At 47.5% G+C, this 20035-nt stretch carries 9 protein-coding genes; 5 read left to right on the top strand and 4 right to left on the bottom strand.

All coding sequences use genetic code 11. The features are described 5' to 3' along the window. Positions 1–76: 76 nt before the first annotated feature. Positions 77–1204, bottom strand: coding sequence for a 5-methyltetrahydropteroyltriglutamate--homocysteine S-methyltransferase (locus HMPREF1493_RS06040; protein ID WP_035428650.1), 1128 nt, complete (start codon positions 1202–1204; stop codon positions 77–79). 101 nt (positions 1205–1305) lie between these two features. After that, the gene (locus HMPREF1493_RS06035) at positions 1306–1950 is read right to left on the bottom strand and encodes an HD domain-containing protein (protein WP_035428647.1); all 645 of its coding nucleotides are present in this window, start codon (positions 1948–1950) and stop codon (positions 1306–1308) included. Positions 1951–2485: 535 nt separating this feature from the next. Between HMPREF1493_RS06035 and HMPREF1493_RS06030 the strand changes: the two genes are divergently transcribed. From HMPREF1493_RS06030 to HMPREF1493_RS06020, 3 genes are all read left to right on the top strand, one after another. After that, positions 2486–6514 (top strand): beta strand repeat-containing protein, encoded by a 4029-nt coding sequence (locus HMPREF1493_RS06030; RefSeq protein ID WP_035428645.1) that lies wholly within the window; start codon positions 2486–2488, stop codon positions 6512–6514. Positions 6515–6558: 44 nt separating this feature from the next. After that, on the top strand, positions 6559–10992 hold the full coding sequence (locus HMPREF1493_RS06025) for a Spy0128 family protein (RefSeq protein WP_051485319.1): 4434 nt from the start codon (positions 6559–6561) through the stop codon (positions 10990–10992). Positions 10993–11121: 129 nt separating this feature from the next. Next, the gene (locus HMPREF1493_RS06020; protein WP_051485317.1) at positions 11122–11871 is read left to right on the top strand and encodes an EcsC family protein; all 750 of its coding nucleotides are present in this window, start codon (positions 11122–11124) and stop codon (positions 11869–11871) included. An 81-nt stretch (positions 11872–11952) separates the two neighbouring features. Here the strand turns inward: HMPREF1493_RS06020 and HMPREF1493_RS06015 are convergent, their stop codons facing one another. Both HMPREF1493_RS06015 and HMPREF1493_RS06905 read right to left on the bottom strand, forming a co-directional pair. Then, positions 11953–12729: a hypothetical protein gene (locus tag HMPREF1493_RS06015; protein ID WP_035428643.1), complete on the bottom strand. Its 777-nt coding sequence runs from the start codon at positions 12727–12729 to the stop codon at positions 11953–11955. 577 nt (positions 12730–13306) lie between these two features. Beyond that, positions 13307–17842, bottom strand: a complete 4536-nt coding sequence (locus HMPREF1493_RS06905; protein ID WP_051485314.1) for a Cna B-type domain-containing protein — start codon at positions 17840–17842, stop codon at positions 13307–13309. Between the two features lie 604 nt (positions 17843–18446). Between HMPREF1493_RS06905 and HMPREF1493_RS06005 the strand changes: the two genes are divergently transcribed. Together HMPREF1493_RS06005 and HMPREF1493_RS06000 are read left to right on the top strand one after the other, a co-directional pair. Continuing rightward, a complete protein-coding gene (locus HMPREF1493_RS06005; RefSeq protein ID WP_198013766.1) occupies positions 18447–19409 on the top strand; it encodes an FAD:protein FMN transferase in 963 nt (320 codons plus the stop codon). Between the two features lie 17 nt (positions 19410–19426). Then, entirely contained in the window at positions 19427–20035 is a 609-nt protein-coding gene (locus HMPREF1493_RS06000; protein WP_035428640.1) for an NADPH-dependent FMN reductase, read from the top strand.

Genomic DNA, 20035 nt, shown 5'->3' with positions numbered 1-20035 from the left:
GTCGAGAAGAACGTATGGTCAGAAACTCTTCGGTAAACGGCATGTAAGTCGCAGATAAATCGTTACCAACTGATGTTTAGCCCCAAACCTCTTCGGCAATTTCTTTTACAAGCGCAATCTTTGCCCACTGCTCATCTTCAGTAAGCTTGTTGCCAATCTCGCAGCTTGCAAAGCCACACTGAGGAGAAAGACAGAGGTTCTCCAGAGGTACGTACTGAGCTGCCTCATGAATACGCTCAATAACCTTGGCTTTCTCTTCCAGCTGGGCATGCTTGGTGGTGATCAGACCAAGCACAACTTTTTTACCAGCTGGAACAGAAGCCAGGGGCTCAAAGCCACCGGAGCGATGATCATCAAATTCTAAGAAGAACGCGTTTACGTGCTCTTGAGCAAGAAGAGCATCGGCCACATCGTCATAGCCACCCTCGCAGGCCCAGGTACTATGGAAGTTGCCACGACAAACGTGCGTGTTAATAGTCAAGTCAGCTGGAGCAGCATCAAGAACGCGGTTATTAATCTCCAAGAGCAGTGCCTTGATCCTCTTAAGACCCTCCTGGTCAGCGCCAAAGAAAAGCTCTGCACGTGGGTCAACCAGCACGCCCCATGAGCAGTCATCAAGCTGAAGATTACGACAGCCTGCAGCATATACCTGCTTAATAAACGCACCGTAGCCAGCAACAATGTCTTCAAGAAGGTTCTGGTCGTTGGCATAGTACTTGTTAGTCTGCTCGCGGTTCATGGGCATAATGAACTGCTCAATAAACTGTGCAGGTGCAGGAATAGTAAGCTTTGCAACGGTTGTCTCGTCCTCAAACTGCTGAACAAAGCGGAAGTGCTCTATAAAGGGATGCTCTTTGGTGAGCTCCACTTTTCCTACGAGGAAGGTGTCGTCAATCTCTGCAGTCTCATCGTGGAAAGGCAGTCCAGTATTAGTTGGCGCATGGCCAATACCTTCAAACGCCCACATAAAATCGAGGTGCCAGGTTGCACGTCTAAACTCACCATCAGTGATGACTTTAAGGCCTGCCTGTTTCTCCTTTTGGATAAGCTCTGTAATAGCTTTGTCCTCTACTTGCTTGAGCTCGCATGCATCAATCTGACCTTTTTCAAACTGAATACGAGCCTGCTTAAGATTCTCTGGACGAAGAAAGCTACCAACAACATCAAAGCGATGTGGAGTAGTTTTATCATTTTTGATTGCCATAATGACCCCTTAGAACTGCTTACGAGAAACCAGTATGATAATCAGCACTTCACTTGTGAAATACAAATACTTAACTAATTCATATAGCTAAAACCTATATCTTAACGTTTGCCGTTCCACTCATCTAAGAACTGGTCAACATACTCACGCATGTACTTCTCGCGAGCTTTTCCTAGCTCTTTGCCACTGCGCGTATTCATCATGTCTGTCAGTAAAAAGAGTTTCTCGTAGAAGTGGTTGAGCGACGTTGATTTGTGTGAGTGGTACTCCTCGCCGCCCATGTTGAGAGTTGGTGGTTCATCTGGGTCATACATACCGCGGCCATGACTTCCGCCATAGGCAAAGGTACGTGCGATGCCAACAGCACCAAGCGCGTCCAGGCGATCTGCATCTTGAACACACATACCCTCAAGCGTTGAAGGAACTACCGAGTCTGTTCCCGAGAAAGAAACCTCATCGATTGCGGTACAAATTGCCTGGATAGTGGCCTCGTCGACAGCATGCTGGCGCAGAAAACCAACGGCCCTATCCTTATGCTCATGCGTCTCTGGAGAAAGCTTGATGTCATCAACATCGTGCAAAAGCGCAGCAAGGGCAACAATCTCTTGATTTGCTCCTTCCTCCTGCGCAATTCTTACAGCCATTTTGTACACACGCAACGTGTGGAAGTAATCGTGGCCACTAAAATCTGTGGAGAAGACCTCTTTTACAAAGTCCAAAGCGTCATCGATAATTTTTGAGTCCATAACTCCCCGCTCAACACATTCAAACGTATCTCTCACGCATTATTTGCGCAGATTGTGCATCCTCTTAACTGTCTTTTTCTTAGTGTACACAGCCTCTCTTGCTTGAGAATTTTGAAGCTCAAATTTCATGAAATTGTTAACCATCCAGCTTCCACTATTCAGTTTTCGCATAACTCACATTTGTCTTAAAATTTAATACATTTCTATTGCAATTTTTATCCGTTGCACGTTTATGACAAATGTCGAGAAAATCGTTAAAAATAGAGCAATTTAAATGCCATTTTTCAGCGTACCAAATATTTTGATTAAATTATTTATATAACATGAGATGAAGACGTTTTTTGAAATGTGTTCAAACTATAAAAATCGCTGGTTGAACTAACAATTTTTATCAAAATAATAGATAATTATCTATACGAAAAATGCTCTGAATATGTGTCATTTATCTCTATCGTGCTTATCGTGATGCATCACTTTCAGCGCAAGATTTAATTTCAAATTTTGTTGGGGTATTCACTATTTGTTAGGGGTAGGTATGGAAAGAAAAAACAAGAACTTTGCAAGCAAAGGGGCAAAGACAGCTATGTCTTTGGTACTCGCGCTCTCTTTGGTCCCTTCTTCAGCGTTAGCAGAAATTGCTAGTACTCAAGAAGTAGCTCAGACGCAAGAAGTTGCAGCAACTCAAACAAGTGATGCAACTGCCTCAACTTCGGAGGCAACTGCAGAGAGCTCTACTGAGGCTACCACTACCGCAGAGTCTACTTCCAACCAGCAGACTTCTGAGCAGACTACTGCTCCTGCAGATAGATCTTCTCGCCGTGTTACAAGAAGCCTTTCTTACATCTCAACTGAGCTCTGGGTAGACGGAACCAACGGTAGCGATACTAACGAGGGCTCCAGCTCCGATCCTGTTAAATCTCTTCAGAAAGCACTGGAGCTGTGGGGAGAAACTTCTTCAATCTACACCATTCATCTTAAAGGCAACCTTGATCTGACCTCTACGGTTACCATTCCTTCTGGTCTTACACTCAAGATTGAATCTGAGGGCGCAACGCTTACTGGCACTGGAAACAGCATTGACGGTCTGGTTCTTTCACCTGGCTCAACGCTGACCGGTACGGGCACCCTTACCATGTCTGGCTTCAAGACAGCACTAACCGCACAGGATGGGTCTACCATCACCGATGGTACTTATGTCTTCAGGAACAACGCAGGTGCAAGCGGCTCGCGCGGTATTTCTCTTGGCGGAACCGTTAGCGGCAGCACCAACAAGAACAGCGTTACCATCACCGCAGACGATAAGAGCAATACAAACTTCTTTGAGTCTGGTGTCACCTTTGAAAACGCTACTATCAAAGTAACTTCACAGGCTCGTACCTGGAATGACGCTCGCAACCTCAACCTTAGGAACACAGACCTTACCGTTGAAGGCTTTGGTCAGACTTTCTACGTCAACCAGCTCAACATGAATGACTCCACCCTAACCATTAACCCTTCATGGTACGGCGCTACGGGCATGACCATCCAGGGAACTTCCAATATTGTTAACTCCACCATTAATGCTAATGCTGGCTCAACTTCTGGCATTTCTGTTGGTGTAGCTGGTGGAACAGTAAACGTTACTAACTCAACCCTTAACTTCACTAACGGTGGAACTGGCGGCCTTAACGTCAACACTGGTGACGTCATCATTAACAACTCCACGATTAAGGGAGATGGTCGTAACTCTGGCGCCCTCTTTGGAGCCCAGACCAACGGTTCCATCCAATTCACCGGAAACAGCCTGGTAGAAACCCCTGCTACCAAGAACTCTGATAACGGTGCTGGCCAGACTCGTCAGAACTACAACGTTGTTGGCGGCTCTTACTTGCTCAAATACGCACCAAGTTACAACAGTGGCTTTGGTAGCACTATCCCTACAAACGGTGCAGCTAACGGCAATGAGGTTCTCTCGCTCTTTACCCTTGCTGACCCATCAACTAACTCTCTGAGCCTCATTAATGCTAACGGAGCAACCTATACCTACCCAGTTGCTAACGCTTCAAGCGATGGCCAGAAGCACGTTTGGGCACCTGCTGCAACCGTTACTTTTGACCTCAATACTCCAGGTGTTACCGGCGTCAACCCAACATTTGCTGACGGCACTACTGCTAACAAGACTGCTCTTGCTATGCGCGGTAACTCTCTTGCAACTGCTTCTTCTGTAGCAGAAGGCTCCACTACCCTACCTGCAGATCCTTATGCAAGTGGTCAGGAGTTTGACGGCTGGTACTACACCGACGCTGCTGGTACCGAGCACCAGTTCACCGCTGATACCCAGGTCACCTCTGACATGACAGTCTATCCACATTGGAAGGCCAACACTGCTTGGCTCTATGTCAGGTATCACAACGGCAACGGCGTTACCGTTATTGAACGCGTTGCTACAAACGCTGGTCGCACCGTTAACGTTCTTTCTAACACTGACGTTAACAATCGCGACAGCAACTTCAACATTGCAGGTAAAACCTTCAAGCGCTGGACCACTCAGGCAAACGGCGCTGGCGATGAGGTAGCGGCTAATTCCAGCCTTGCTGTTCCTGCAGGTACTGATACTGTTGATCTGTATGTAGAGTGGGAAGAGCAGCACCTTACCGTGTCCTTCTCGGCAAATGGTGGTACTTTCTCGGCAAACAGCGTCTTTAAGCAGAATCCAAATGTCTTTGACATCACCACCGATGCAAACGGCGGAGAAGTTGCAACTATCAAGACTCACCCAACTGTTGCTGAGCAGACCAATATCAATGCACTGCTTCAAAACCTTAGCGGCAACACTCTAAGCGCTACAACTGCTGGAATTGCAAGTCCTACCAGCTCTAACACCAATACTGCCTACACAAATATTGCAACTTTTGAGAACCACATTCTGGACAACGCGGATGATCCAATGACCTTCTTTGGCATTGTTATTGGTCACAACTACCACTACTGGTTCACCGACGTTGCAGGTAACTCCCCTGCAACCATCAACGGTGGCGCAACGCTTACCAATGATGTCACCTATTACCTCAAGTGGAAGGAAGATCCTTCCATCCAGAGAGTAGAGCTTACTAGCGATCTTCCTGCTGATATGTGGAGTGACTCTCAGAGCAACACCACTCAGATCAAGGAAGTTTCTAACGATAAGAGCTTCAGTCTTACAGGCGCTATTGACGCTACTTCCGTCATTAATCAGATGAGCGCTTTTGAGAACGGCATTGCTGGCGGCCTCGACGACCTAACCAAGATTACGCTTTCTGGCACCACTTCTACCTTTACTGCAAAGCTCACGCTTCCTGCCGGCGTTGTTGTCCCAGCTAATCCAACAGTAACTACTTCTGGCCTTGGTGATCTCTTTGAGGTTACAAACGTTTCCGTCAACGGTCAGGAAGTTACCGTTACCCTGAAGCTTAAGGGCACTTACACCAACTACAAGCAGCTCAAAGACGCTGTCGAGACAGTTGGCAAAGACGACGCAGCTACCACAGAGATTGCAAGACCTCTTACTGTAACTGTTGATGGTCTCACACTTGACCCAACTCAGGTTACCAATGGTCAGGAGCTCACCGCTACAGGTACTCTTACTGGCACCTTTGAGTCTTTTGCAAAGAACACCGTCACCAACGTCACCAAGAAGTTCGAACTTTCTTGGAACGGCGTTCAGATTGCTGCGAGCAGAGACCCTCGTGGTACCGGCATTCAGCAGACTCTGATTGTGAACAACCCAATTGAGATGAACCTTCCTGCAGATATGCTTGCTGACGAGAATACCGAGCATGACCAGGTCATCACTATGAAGGCAGGTTCTACCTTTAACCTCACCGGTTCAATTCTTGCTTCCTCTATCCAGGAGCAGATGAACAACATTGAGCGCGCCTACCCTAATACCAACCATGACACCATTACGCTGAGCAACCTGAAGTTCAAGTTCACAGCAACTCTGACTGTTCCTGAGGGAATGACACTTCCAAGCAACCTTGATGCCAACACCATCCAGGCTTCCAACTTTGGCAGCGGCTTTAAGGTCAGCGATGTTCAGGTCAACGGTCGTACGGTTACCGTCACCTTTGAACTCAGCGATCCTTCCTCCATTAGAACGTACTCTGACCTCGAGCGCATTGTTGATGAGGCAAGTGCAAACGATGGCTGGATGAAGCTCACCATTCCTGGCGTCACCATTGACTCCAATGTTGCTGCAGGCACCCAGCTCACCGCTGTCGGCACCGTTACCGGCTCCTTCAGCGCTATTGCTGATTCCGCAGCTGGCAACCGCAAGGTCTTCTCGTTCACCTGGAATGGTGTTCAGTGGCCAGATGGTAAGGACGCCGTTGCAACTGATAACGACACAATCCAGCTAACCATTACTGTTGCAGAAGATGAGACTCCAGAGACTCCTTCTACTCCAACTAAGCCATCTAAGAAAAAGAAGCAGAAGACTCCATACACCGGAGATGCTTCTGCTGCAGCACCTCTTGCTGCACTTCTCGCTGGTATGACCGCTGTAATGACTTCACTTGGCATTACTAAGCGTCGTAAGAATAAGTAAGAAAGAAAGTGATTGGTTCTGTATCGCTCTAGTTAGGATGTGCTATGAAAAGTAAGGCAAGGATTGTAGCGGGGTTGCTTTTAGCTGCCGTTGCATTCGTCGCAGCATTGCTGCCCAACCTTAGCGTGGCTTACGCAGAAGACACTACAGGTCTTCAAATCAATGCTCTAAGCATTGAAGATGCGTCAACTCACGCCCAAGTTGCTGACCTTCTTGCAGGTCAAACTCCTGCTCTTAAGGCGGGAGTCACCTACGCCTTGAATGTTGGCTACACAATTCCTGCATCGTTGCAGTTCTCTCCAACGTACCTCAACGTGAGGTTTGGAGACGGACTCTATGTCACAGGTCTTCCAGGTGCAACGTTTACCGTTGGTGGCATCTCAAACACCAGCTTCTCTGACCTGGTTACCACACCTACGGGAACGGGAACCCTTCCTTACGGCTATCCTGGCGCAAGTTCCGAGAAGAACCGCAGTGGTGATTTGGTCTACATGACCAATAACGGCCTTACCCAGGTTTCTTCCAGGGGAGAAATTCAGTTCAAGCTTGATGACGCTGTTGAGAACCAGAGCGCAAGCCAGGTTATTGCAAATGCAATTCGTGTTAGCTTGAGCACCGCTGCAACACAAAACATTGATCCACATACCTCATCTGTTACTGCAGCTGATGCCATGACCTACGGCTTCTGGGCTGATCAGTCTACCGAAGTTCTCTCAAAAGGTGGCACCACCTCTACCCTGCAGGTTTCTACCACAGGCTCTAAGGTACTCACCGAGGCAAACAGCAAGACTACGGTTCAGGTTGTCTACCCAAGCGATATGGAGCTAGTTGGTGTCAACGAGACCAGCCTCTACAACACCGCAGGTACCATTGTTTCTACCACCGATGATGGCACTAACAAGACCGCAACGGTTGAGTGGAACGAGCCAGGCTCTTACGCAGGTACCCCAACCTTTAAGCCACAGATTAAGGTTCCTGCATCAAGCACCAGACCTAACAACTCAACCTTTAACGTCACCATTAAGAACCTCACTATGTCCGTTTGGAATGACACTCCAAACGTCAACCGTACCTCTGCAAACGCTTCTTCTACGCTTACGGTTACCGTAATTGACGGCCTTAACCCAGAGCGTCTTACCACACACGCTCTTGTCGACACAGCTCCTAACTGGGCATACAAGAAAAACGATACCTACAACGTTCGTCTTGGTACCTACCTCATCAAGAACGAGCTCTCTACAGACACCGCTCCAAAGACGCTCGAGATGACCATCGATCAGAACCAGACCGCTATCATCCGCGGCGTCACCATCCCTTACAAGGAAGGTATGACCTATGGTCCAATCCACTGGACTGCATCGGACGGTACGAGCGGAACTGCTGATCCAAGCATTCTGCGCAAATCTGGTGTTTCTGCCCTCATCACCAACACTGCTCTTGGTCTTGATATCAATACCTCCATCACTTCCATCAAGGTTGACCTTGGTCCAATTCTTGGCGGATACGATGGCATTAGGCCAATGAGCGATCTTCTCGATACATGGAATCCAAACAACAAGCATGTCACTGACGAGTACTATGGCTGGAGCTACATCTCCAACGGCGTTTACGGCTCTTGGAAGAAGGGCACTAACGCCGACGTTGTCACTAACGTCAAGCTCTACGACACCGGTACCACTCCTGACGCAGGCGTTACATTGACCGCTAAGTCCGGCGCACCTAAGGTTCTTAACGGTGTTGGTAGCATCGATAAGACCCAGATTAACGGCGGCGAGACCTTCAAGATTTCTGGCCGCATTGACGACGCTAACTGGGACTGGAACCCTCTTCAGGAGCCAGTGCTCTACGTCATCATGCCTGAGGGCTTTACCTACAGTAACCTCACCGTTTCTAACGGCACGCTCAGCGCTCCAGAGTTTGTAGGAACGTACGATAAGGACGGCGTGGCTGTTAAGGTTTGGAAGTACACCATTGATGTTGGCGACGAGACTCGCGGCCAGTATCAGCCAGACTTTACCAGCAAGAACATGACTCTGAGCATGGATGTCCACACCACTGATCTTGCAGGCAAGGGTATCTACCACATCAACGATTTTGTTGGCATTACCACCAAAGACTTCAAGGAGATTGGTGCTCAAATTAAGTCTGAGCACTGGGACCGCAGCAACTGGAACACTTCCCAGTACACCAGCCTGTTTGGCAACAGCGTCAACTCTGGCGAGACCATGGTTTCTCTCTCCGAGCGCCCTGGTATCAACATTGCTCAGGCATCTGCCATTGCTGCTGCATCTACCCTTTCTGTAAAGGATGCCGTCTCTGGAACCGTAACTGATTACACGTACGACTCCGCTAATCCAGGCGCAACTACCCCTGTTATGCAGCGCGATGACACCGCAACTGTTCACATTGCTGTCCGCAATAACACGGGTAACACCGCAAATACCACACAGCTGTTTGTTCCACTGCTTTCCAAGTCTGTAAACCGTGGCGCTGGCATCAATCCAGAAGGTGCAACCCAGCTTCCTCTGACACTTGAGGGCGTAAGCTCTTCTTCCAACTTCTCTTACCAGTACATCAAGCTGAACCCTGGTGTTACCTACACTGCAAACCATGCTCCACAGCCTGGCGACTACACCGTAGTCACCAATCCTGCTGAGGCCGACATGGTGCTGTTTACTTCAACGCACGCACTTGCTGCAAATAGCGGCGGCTTTGTTGACGTCACGTACAAGGTTGCCGATAACGTAGATGCTTCCTACGACGGTAATCGCAGTGTATTCAGCAGCGTTCTTGACTACGACATTGCTGGTAACCACTCCACTCGTACCCTCTCCACTCACGCTCTGAGCTATGCAGGCATTGACCTCAAGATCAATAAGGTCTGGGACGATAACAACAATGCAGCTGGTAAGCGCCCATCCACAGCTGATTTTGGTGCTAACAATCTGGTTCTCTCTAACGATAAGCACCTTGATACCCACACCATTGCGCCTGAGGTTACCGATAATGGCGATAACACCTACACCATCGTCTACAAGGGCCTTCGTAAGTACGTAGACAATACTGCTGCTGATACTGTTTCGTACACCATCACCGAAAACGTTCCTAATTCCTACGTTTCAACTAGAAGTAGTATTTCTGGCGTTGAGCAGTACACCACCACTCAGTCGCTGGTAAATGTCTACAATGTCAGGCCTACCATTGTGACGCCATCCGTTACCAAGATTGTCGAAGGCGATTACCCAGTTGTTCCTATACCTGGAGGGCCTTCACCTGCGTCTCTGGTTAATTCTTACCTGAGCTCAAGTAACGTTAGCGCAGCAGGCGCCACAAGCACTGCAAGCGCGACAAGCGCCGACGACACTGCAAGCGGCAGCTTTGCCGAGAGCCTGATCAACAACTTCCTGGCGAACGGCTCTGAAGACGAGGGCGACGCTCCTAACGTCTTTATCTTTGAGATGACACGCCTTGATCCATCCAGCCCCATGCCTGAGGGATCTACCGGCAATACTGCTCGTACACGCAGGCTTCTCGGTGGCGACGCTGTATTCCGCAACATTACGTTCACTCAGCCTGGCACCTACGTGTACACCATCAAAGAGGTTACTGGCACCCAGAACATCCAGTACGATCAGAGCGTCTACACCGTTACCTATAACGTTGTTGACGACGGTACTGGCCAGCTTGAGGCAACACGTACTATGACCAAGACTGACGAGGACGGAAACGTTACTACCGTTGACCTTGGCGAGTATAACGATGCAACAGGCGCTGTCTTTACTAATGTCTATCCTGATCCACTGCCAGCCAGGGACTATCCAGTTGTCCAGAAGGTTGTTACTGGTAACGCACCAGATGCTCCAACCGACTATCCATCAGTTCTCCCTGATGACAACGGCGGCAACCCACGCACTGCAACAACTCAGGATGTCTTCAAGTTCACGCTCACCCGCAACGATCCTTCCTACCCAATGCCAAACAACGCAACAACAGATAGCGTTGAGACTTCTGTTGATGTTTCTGGCGATAATAACTTCGGTGAGCTAGTCTTTACGCAACCTGGCACCTATGTTTACACCATCAAAGAGGTTACCGGCACTAACCAGAGGGTTACTTACGACAAGTCCGTCTACACCCTCACCTACACCGTCTTTAAGAATGATGATGGTGAGCTTGATTTCACCTACCACATTACTAAGACCGCTGAAGATGGAACCGTAACAGAGATTGATCAGTGCGAGTGCAGAAGCACGCCTCCTCTGGTATTCACAAACGACTATCCAGAGCCTGAGCCTCAGCCAACACCAGATCCTGAGCCAACTCCTAGCCCTGATCCACACAAGCCTTCTAAGACCAAGAAGAAGCGCGTTCTGCCAGACACCGGCGATGTCGCTGAGCTTGTAATTGCTTCTGTTGGCATGGTTGCTTCTGGCATCACCGCTCTCGGCTTTGCACTAAGGGCTCGCAAGCAGAAGTAAGATCTATAACATTCCTTAGTACGTAAAATGACCTCGATTTATTCGAGGTCATTTTTTATTGACTTTTCAAATAATCTATTAAAATATCTCTTATCGGATGTTATTTCATTTCTAGAAAAAGGAATTCCTATGCCCGAAGAGAAAAACAATTTTCATTTGCCTATTGACTTTAAAAAACTAACTGAAGTTGATGCTGGAGAAATTCTTTCAGATATTTATGGGAAAGCTTTAGATGGAATTCCAAAAGTAAGTCGTTCAGTAGAAGAAATGGTAAATGACTACGCTTGTAAAGCCGACACACCTAAAGATGCCGCTCTTATGCTCGTGCAAAATCAAGTTCTCAAATGTGGTACATCAGGTTTTCTTACTGGTCTCGGTGGCCTTATTACACTGCCTGTCGCAATTCCCGCAAATATAGGTAGTGTTCTATACGTCCAATTAAGAATGGTTGCCGGAATTGCAAAATTAGGTGGTTATGATATTAAATCGGATCAAGTACAAACCATGGTATATCTTGCCTTAACGGGATCTGCATTAAAAGATGTTGTTAAACAAGTTGGAATTAAGTTTGGTGAGAAAACACTCCAAGCTGCTATTAAAAAAATTCCAGGCAAAGCATTAGTTGCTATCAATCAGCGTATTGGATACCGTTTAATTACAAAATTTGGCGAAAAGGGAATTATTAATCTCGGAAAAGCAATTCCTCTTATTGGAGGCGTTGTTGGAGGAAGTATTGATGTAATTTCCACTAAAATAATTGCTAAGAATGCAATTGATATGTTTATTAACAATGTAATGCCAGAAGGCTCAGAATTGTCTAATGAAGAAATTGCTGATATAGACTCTATTGATATCACTGATGAAAGTGAATTGATTTAATATTTGATTTAACAGTAAAACAGCCGTCTTCTTATTGAGGGCGGCTGTTTTTCTTGGATAAGACGTTTTTCTCGCCAGGAGTTACTCCCCTAGCATGGTTTGTAGGTCATAGCCAAAGGACTTAACAAACTCGTAAGCGTCCTTCTGCCAATCCTCTTTGAAGACGCCAGGGGCGGTCTCGAAGAAGCTAGAGTCCAAATAACGAATAATAATGAAGTTGCTGTTTGGCTGGTCGAATCCATTGCCTCTACTGAAATCGATACCGTGACCAGTATTTCTTCTCATTGCGGCCTCAAGAATAGGAACTGTGAGCTCGTTGACAGGAACTACGATGTCTGCCCTATCAAAGAAGCCACCTTTTTCTTTAGTGAAGACAAAGAGATTGTTGAGTGCGCCACCAGCAACACACTGAACTCGACGGATGTCGGAAAGCTTGACCTGATGCTTTGCGCCGGAAATCACGCCGTTTGCGATTGTGATCTTTTTCTCTTTGAGGCTGAACCCGAGCTTAGTGTTTAACGTATCAAGGTTATTAGGGAACTCAGTAGTTAGCTTATTGGCTGCAAAAGCGAGGATGATAGTCTTTGTATCTAGGATGTTGTGTCCAAATCCACGAAGCTTAAGGTCTGTGTCAATGCTAACGAGATTATGGCCGTCGTTATCCTTAAAGGTAATCTCGTAAGGACCGTTTGAACTGCAATAATTCAGTAAGAAGGTTGAACCGACCTCTGAAAACAAAACCTTGACCTCTGGCTTTCCATTACCTGGAACATAAGCTAGGCCATCTTTTGTAACGGTATAAGAATACTTATCGTCGCACTTAATAGATACCTGACGGTCATCAAAAATGCTTCTCATGTGCCTTTTACCTCCACGTTTTGCAGTACAAGAAATAACTAGGAACTACCTAAAATTATATCGTGTTGCTGGATAATTCTTTGGTACACGTTAATTTTTCGGCGGATGAAGACAACTTGGCGTTGGTAGAGCCGTCAAAATCGTTAGAGCAATTTGATTTCTGCATAATGGACTCTGTTTATTCATAATCGTGAATACCGCAATTTTAGAGTACTGATTTTAGTGCCCAAAAAGGTAAAAAAGCCGTTTAGTTGGGGATGAAAATTGAAATTATCTTATTTGAAGCCCAACTAAACGCAATTTTTACCATAGTTAAAAATTTTTCCTGGGCAAACGCGTATGCAGAAAAATGTAACCCCCAACTAAACGCATTTTTTACCACTTGGCGCTGGGGTTGGAACGAAAACTCTACAAAACACCAGGATACCGATACGACGGGATAGTTCTGCGCCGCACATGCGGTGACCTTGACAGCTTGGTTGCTTTAGCGGTTTTGGTGCGCTACGCAAAACAGGCTCCTGGTTTTACCAGGAGCCTGTTTTTAGTCAGCTATCAGCGAGTTCGAAAAGCCTAGCTATTAGCTGTTCTTCCTTCTAAGAGCAATACCAAGACCACTCAGAGACAGAGCTGCAGCTCCAACGATTGAAGCAATACCTGAGGCGTCTCCAGTGTAAGGAAGACCTGGCTTCTTAGGCTCTGGAGTAGTAGGTGGCGTGGTTGGAGGAACAACAGGAGCAGTGTTGGTCACTGTGAAACCGTCGTCCTGATTACCTGTGATCTGGGTTGTGTAACCAGAAATAGGAGTCTCGGAGATGGTGTATGCGTACTCGTGACCATCAGTCTTGTCGTAGAACTCAAGGTTGCTGAAGGTGTGTTTCCAGTCGTCAGCCTTGGTGATGGTTACCCTATCAACCTCGACACCATCACGATACAGAACAATCTCAGCGGAGTCGCCTTCCTTGTTCTCCCAAACCTTGGTGACCGGAATGTTGCGAGTCTTCATGTTGGTGTTGGTTACTACATAGTTAGTAGCGTCGCCAGTAATCTGGGTGATGTAGCCGTCAACCGCATCCTCAGTAATGGTGTAGTTGATCAGCGTACCATTGTTGTACTGGTTAAGGTTGCTGAACGTATGCTGCCAGTTATCTGCAGCAGTCAGAGTTGCGCTCTGAACCTCAACGCCGTCAGCAAGCAAGTGAATAGTTACGCTATCAGCAGGTGCACCAATCCACTTCTTTGTTACTGGAACAGAAACCTTACCTTCAATGGTGTTGGTAACTGTAAGCTCAGTAGCTGAAGAACCAGAGTAGGAAGTGGTGTAGTGAGCAATTGGGTCTTCCTTGACGGTGTACTCAATCTCGTGACCAGCAGTGTAACGTGGCAGGCCGTTGAAGATGTGAGACCAGTTATTACCTGCGTTCAGGTCAAACTCGTCAACCTGAGTACCGTCTGCGTAGAGCCTGACGTGAACACTAGTAGGACGCAAGCCCTGAGCATTATTGTCGTCAACCCAGACCTTCTTAACTGGGATACTCAAAGCCTCAGGAGCGTGCTGGTTTGTAATCTCAAAGCCATTGATGCTTGTGGTGTAGTCAGGTACTGCATCCTCAGAAACGGTATAGGTAATCTCTGCATTGCCACTGAACTTAGGCAGGTCAGAGAAGGTGTACTCCCAGTTATCTGCAGCAGTAACAGTCTTGTGCTGAACCTCAACACCATCTGCAAGAAGCCTGACAACAATGGAAGCTGGGCGCTTACCGTCGTTGTTGTTAGAGTCGTCCCAGAGCTTCTTACCAGAGACGGAGACCTTCTCCTGCTGCAGCTGGTTGGTAACACTCAGTGCAACGGAATCGTTTGGTGAATTTTCATCTGCCTGACCAGAAGTAGCGGTTACCTTGTACTTCTTACCGTTGTAAGTGACCATGCCATTAGCGTCTGTGCCTACCTCTTCAAGAGTGTAGACGATAGGAGTCTTTGTGCTGGTACCATCGTTGTGAGTTTCAACGGTGTACTTACGAAGGTGCGTAAACGAAGCAGTCCAGTTGTTGGCTGCGGTAAGGTCAAGCGTCTTACCAGTATCAACGCCGTCAGCAAGAAGCTTTACGGTAATGGAGGTAGCATCTGGCTGAGCAATTGCGTTGCCGTCAGCGTCAAGCCACTTCTTCTCTACCTTGACATCCATGATGTCAACAAGCTGGTTTGCGACCTTCTCGGTACGACGCATAGCAGCTTCATTGTTGTAGATAACGCTCATGTCGTTGTATGCAAGAGCCTCGGAGAGGTTTGGATCATACAGTGGTGCCTTCATGGTAAGAACCGCAGAAAGAACGGTGTATGGAGGCAAAATAGTGCCATCCTTACCAACAATCTTGATTGCCGTTACCTTGGTGTAGTCAGCTGGAGTCTTAGTCCATTCTGGGCTGTTAATCTCGTTGATATCGTTCTGAGCTGGGTGTTCATCGGTGCGATAGTAAATCTCGTACTGGGAGCTGACATCAGTTGAACCAATCCTCAGATCAATAGGACCCTGAAGTGTATTGCTGAAAGCAGAGTTTCTGCCGTCGCCCACATATGGCAACACGTCGTACATAAGAATCTTATTCATTGGCGTGTTGTAGTAGTTACGAATGCTCAGACGATACTGGAAGAGTCCGCTGGTATCAGTGACGCCAGCAAAGTCAGTCATGATAGTAGCCGAGGTAAATGCCCTACCGTAGAATGTACCGCCGCCAGCAATATTTGGCTCAAGACTACGGATGTGTTTATCAGACTGGATACTCTCAACGTTGTTGCCAAGAACCTTTGCAGTTGCCTTCAGAATAGTCTCGTCAGTGACACCATTCATATTGATGTCAAGATTATCCCGAACAAAGTTACTGGCGTTATACATACCAGAGAAGTCATCTGGTGTGCCGTGAGTCCAGTTTGTGGCGTAGAAGTAGACGTCATTATTGTTGTTCAGAACGTCATTCTCGGCCTTAGAAGGAATGATGTCGTCGTTGATTACCAGGTTCCTAATCTCATAACCCATGGTTCCATACTGATACACGTATCCAGATGGAAGGGTAATCTTGATTGCATTGCGACCGGTCTCGTTGTAGTTCCTGATGTACTCAACCTTCTCAGGCTGCAGCGAGTCAGCAATTGGTGAAACCGAGGTGTTCGCGTCATAAGAAACGCCTGCAGGGAGAAGATCAACGAAGGTTGGATTCTTCAAATAACGAGCAGGTGAAAGCTCTGACAGTGCAAAGCCAAAGCGAGCACTGAAGCGCTCGTTTGGCATACCAACGCGCTGGTACCAAGAGGACTTGGACAGCCAGACCTTCTCGCTAAATGGAGTAAAGCGAGTATCCCAATTTGCGGAGAAGTTCATTGGGGTCTTGGTACCGTCGGTATTAACTTTGTTGGCGTTGACCTTGATGATGTTGGTGATAGGCCTATCGCTGTAAACCTCGCCAAATGGATTCATGAACATCATCTGGATGTTGAAATCAATGTTGCTGGTTGGCTGCAGGGTTACGTTCTTGAAGTAAATACCAATCTTCCTGTACTGAGGAGACACAGCGGAAGCATTGGATGGATCAAGCGTACCCTGGTTGATCTGGTCCAGATAGGACTGCAGCTGCTGCTGGCTTGCCGAGTTCATGTCAGCACGGTAAAGCCAGTTTGCACCGTTCTTCTTGGTAGGAATGATGTCATAGCTGCCGTCAGCCTTGTAGCCGCGGACCTCAATCTGGTCCATGGAGAGTCCAACTCGCTGGCCAACTGCAACAAGATTGCCGGTCAATGCAGTCATGAAGAGACGGTTGTCGGTGTTGGCAACATCCTCGATGAACTCGATGTCGGTGAGTGGGGTGTCCAGCTTGTTGACCAACTTGATGGTGTAATCAAGCTTCTTAACAGCAAGACCGTTCTTGTCGTACTGGATGGTAACGGGACCGCGCTTGCTAAGCATGCCGTTACCGCTGAAATCATTACCAGCAAGGCGGAACTGCTTAGAGTCGTCATCAAAGTTGTGCTCGTTACCTGGGACTTGGCCAACTGTCTCTTCTGCTGCACTTGGGTTGTAAGGGATGCCCTGAACTGTTGCAGTGTTGTTGAAGATCACGCGATTAGTGCCGTTGAGGTAGCGAGCGCCCGGGAAGGAAAGCTTGAGCTGGGAATATGCAGGAAGGTTATCTCTGATGTAGTCGTTAAGAATGGTGGTTCCTGCAGGAATATCAAATTTGAGGGTTACGGTACGTCCATCTGGGCTGAGCGTCCAGTTAGGGTTCTTAGCTGGGTCAAAGTGAGCGGTAACGGTCTGACCTGCTGCGTTTACGTATGTAGGAAGGGTATCAGTAATGATGATGGAGCGATAAGCACGATGATACTGGTAAAGCCTAAAATTAAAGATGACGTCTGAAGTTTTATCGTTGGAAAGCGCGGACGAATCACCTGGGGCGTTAATGCCACCATACAGGAGCTGGTCGTTAGTCTCTTCACCTGCAACCTGCTTCATGAGCCAAGGTTTGTCGTAAGTGATGGAATAGGTCTGATCAGGCATGTTAGCAAGCTCTGTGCCGTCTGCATTGTACACACGAACAACTGGCTTGAGCTGGAAATCTGCTGGGGTAACCATATCTCTGAAGCTCATAACGTAAGGGAGCTCCAGCTTAACGGTGGTATCGATAGTGTTGAGGTACAGGCGCTTAATGGTCCTGCCATCAGGGGTAACGATGGTCTCCTCGCGCTTGATAATAGGCTGAGTAGCTGCTGCTGGGGTAGCAAAGTTATCAAGGTAGGTGTTAGGAGTAATGTTGTTGGTGTTATTGACGTTTTCAGAGGACTGCTTGGTGTTTACCTCAATCTCCAGGTAAAGACCGTCGATTGGCTTATGAAGGCCAGTTGCGTCAATCTCGATACCTGTAGAGATGTTTGCATTGTCCTTAACGGTTGTGGGTGAAGTGGGCTTAAGGTTAACAGTAAGTTCTCCGTCAGCGCCAAAATCAATGTTCTGCGACAACGGATAGGTCACTGCCTTTGCAACAGTGCTTGTACCTAAAATAATGATACCGGTGAGCATCATTATTGCTGCAAACATAGTTGCAAACGACTTCTTAAAGTTGCTCATATCAACCCCATCTTTCCTATCGAACGTACCCCTGGAGCTATACAAAGCTCCACTAAACATACTAATGGTTTTTGACAAAATATTTAAAGAAATATCATGTTCAAATAAATTTTTTTATTTCAATCTTGGACAAAGACTTCGAAAACTCACTAAATTGCGCACAATTAATGCTACTAAGTGCGTAGATTTAACTTCATTTCTGCTAGCGAGAAAAACGTGTGCACCACACCATCTTGTTTTCCATTTCCTTCATACTCCTTCAAAAAAATTGGCTGGCGTATACGCGTCAGCCAAAAATAATTCTTCGATCAGTTCTTTCTGCAAAAAAATGATACTGGAATGAGTACATATCAACAATAAACAGACATCCCTATGAATAAATAATCAAATTAACTCCACAGTTTTCTTCACTTTTGAGGCTGGGAGCGGTCTTCACTTTTGGGGCCGGGAGCGATCTTCAGCGAGCTGCCAAAACCGTAGGGTTTCTCGCCAAAATGTTGTGGATACAACAAATGAGCGTAATAAACAAATGTAAAATAGAGTTACTGCCAAGCAATCTACAGATAAAATTAAACAAACTGCTGTTAGACACTATAGGAGAGTCGTGCCAGAACGAGCCTACATTTCCAGATCAACTCACCTGATGGGCGCGACTATCACCATTTCTTTATTGCCACCCTCCAATGATTCGCAGGAAGAGCGCACTGCAGAACAGCTACTTGACGCTGTCTTTGAACTCCTTAGCATCTATAACCAGCGGTTTAGCGCAAATGACGCCAATTCCGAGCTTATGCAGGTCAATCATGCAGCAGGCAAACATCCTGTCCCCGTTGACCCCGAGCTGTTTGAGCTCATTCAGATTGGCAAAGAACAAAGCCTTCTACCTGCAAGTCATTTAAACATTGCTATTGGCCCTTTGGTACAAGCCTGGCGAATCGGCTTTTCTGACGCTCGCATTCCAAATAACGCCGAGGTCACGCACGCGCTGTCGCTTACTGATCCACAATTCATTGAATTGGATCCTCTGAGCTGCACCGTGTTTCTCGCCAAAGAGGGCATGAAGCTGGACCTGGGGTGCCTGGCCAAAGGCTACATCGCCGACAAAATTGCAGATTATCTGAAAAGTCAGCACGTCATGTCCGCACTTATCAACCTTGGCGGTAACATTAAGACAATTGGAAACAATGCCCTTGCGGATAGGCCGTGGCAGATTGGCATCCAGGATCCGCGACAACCGCGAGGCACCAACCTTGCTGTGCTGCCTATTTGCAACCAGTCCGTGGTGACCTCCGGTACCTACGAAAGGAAACTGCAGGTAAACGAGCACACCTATCACCACATTCTTGACCGAAGCACGGGCTATCCAGTTGACACGCAACTTGCGAGCATCACGATTATCTCGGACAACTCGCTTGACGGAGAAATTTGGACCACGCGCCTTTATGGCGAGAAACCCCGTCAGCTCCTTGCTCGTGTGGAACAAGAAAAAGGCATCGAGGCGCTCATAGTAACCACTGATAATCGCGTATATTATTCGTCGAGGATCTCGCCTGAGCTCCTTGCGTAATTCAGAAAGGAAGTTTGATGCTTAACTTTGTTGGCCTTATTGGCACCAATTCAAAAGAGTCAAATAACCGAAGACTCCTGCAGTTTATGCAGAAGCACTTTGCCGACAAGGCCTCCATTGAGCTGGTGGAAATCGACAACATTCCCCTGTTCAACAAGCCCGCAAAGATGAAGGTCCCCGAGGTTGTCTCAGAGCTTGCAAAGAAAATTGAGGCTGCCGACGGCGTCATCATCGCAACCCCAGAGTACGACCACTCCATTCCAGCGGTCCTGCAAAACGCGCTTGCTTGGCTGTCCTACGGCATCTTCCCTATGGTCAACAAGCCAGTCATGATTGTTGGCGCATCCCTGGGCACCCTCGGATCTTCTCGCGCACAGCTTCAGCTCCGCCAAATTCTGGACGCTCCAGAGCTCAAGGCCGCAATCATGCCAGGTTCCGAGTTCCTTCTTGGCCGCGCCCAGCAGGCATTTGACGAGAAGGGCAGCTTGAAGGATAAAGCTACCGTCAAGAAGCTTGACCTGCTCTTTGACGATTTTCGTCTGTTTGTGAAACTCAACGAAAAAATGGCCGCATCGCGCGAACTTCTCCGCAAAGAGGCCGAGAACTTTGACTGGGAAAACCTGTAG

The organism is Atopobium sp. ICM42b (genome assembly GCA_000564995.1).
Classification (GTDB): domain Bacteria; phylum Actinomycetota; class Coriobacteriia; order Coriobacteriales; family Atopobiaceae; genus Lancefieldella.
Note: the sequence above shows the minus strand (reverse complement) of the source record. Positions and strands in the feature narration are given on the sequence as shown.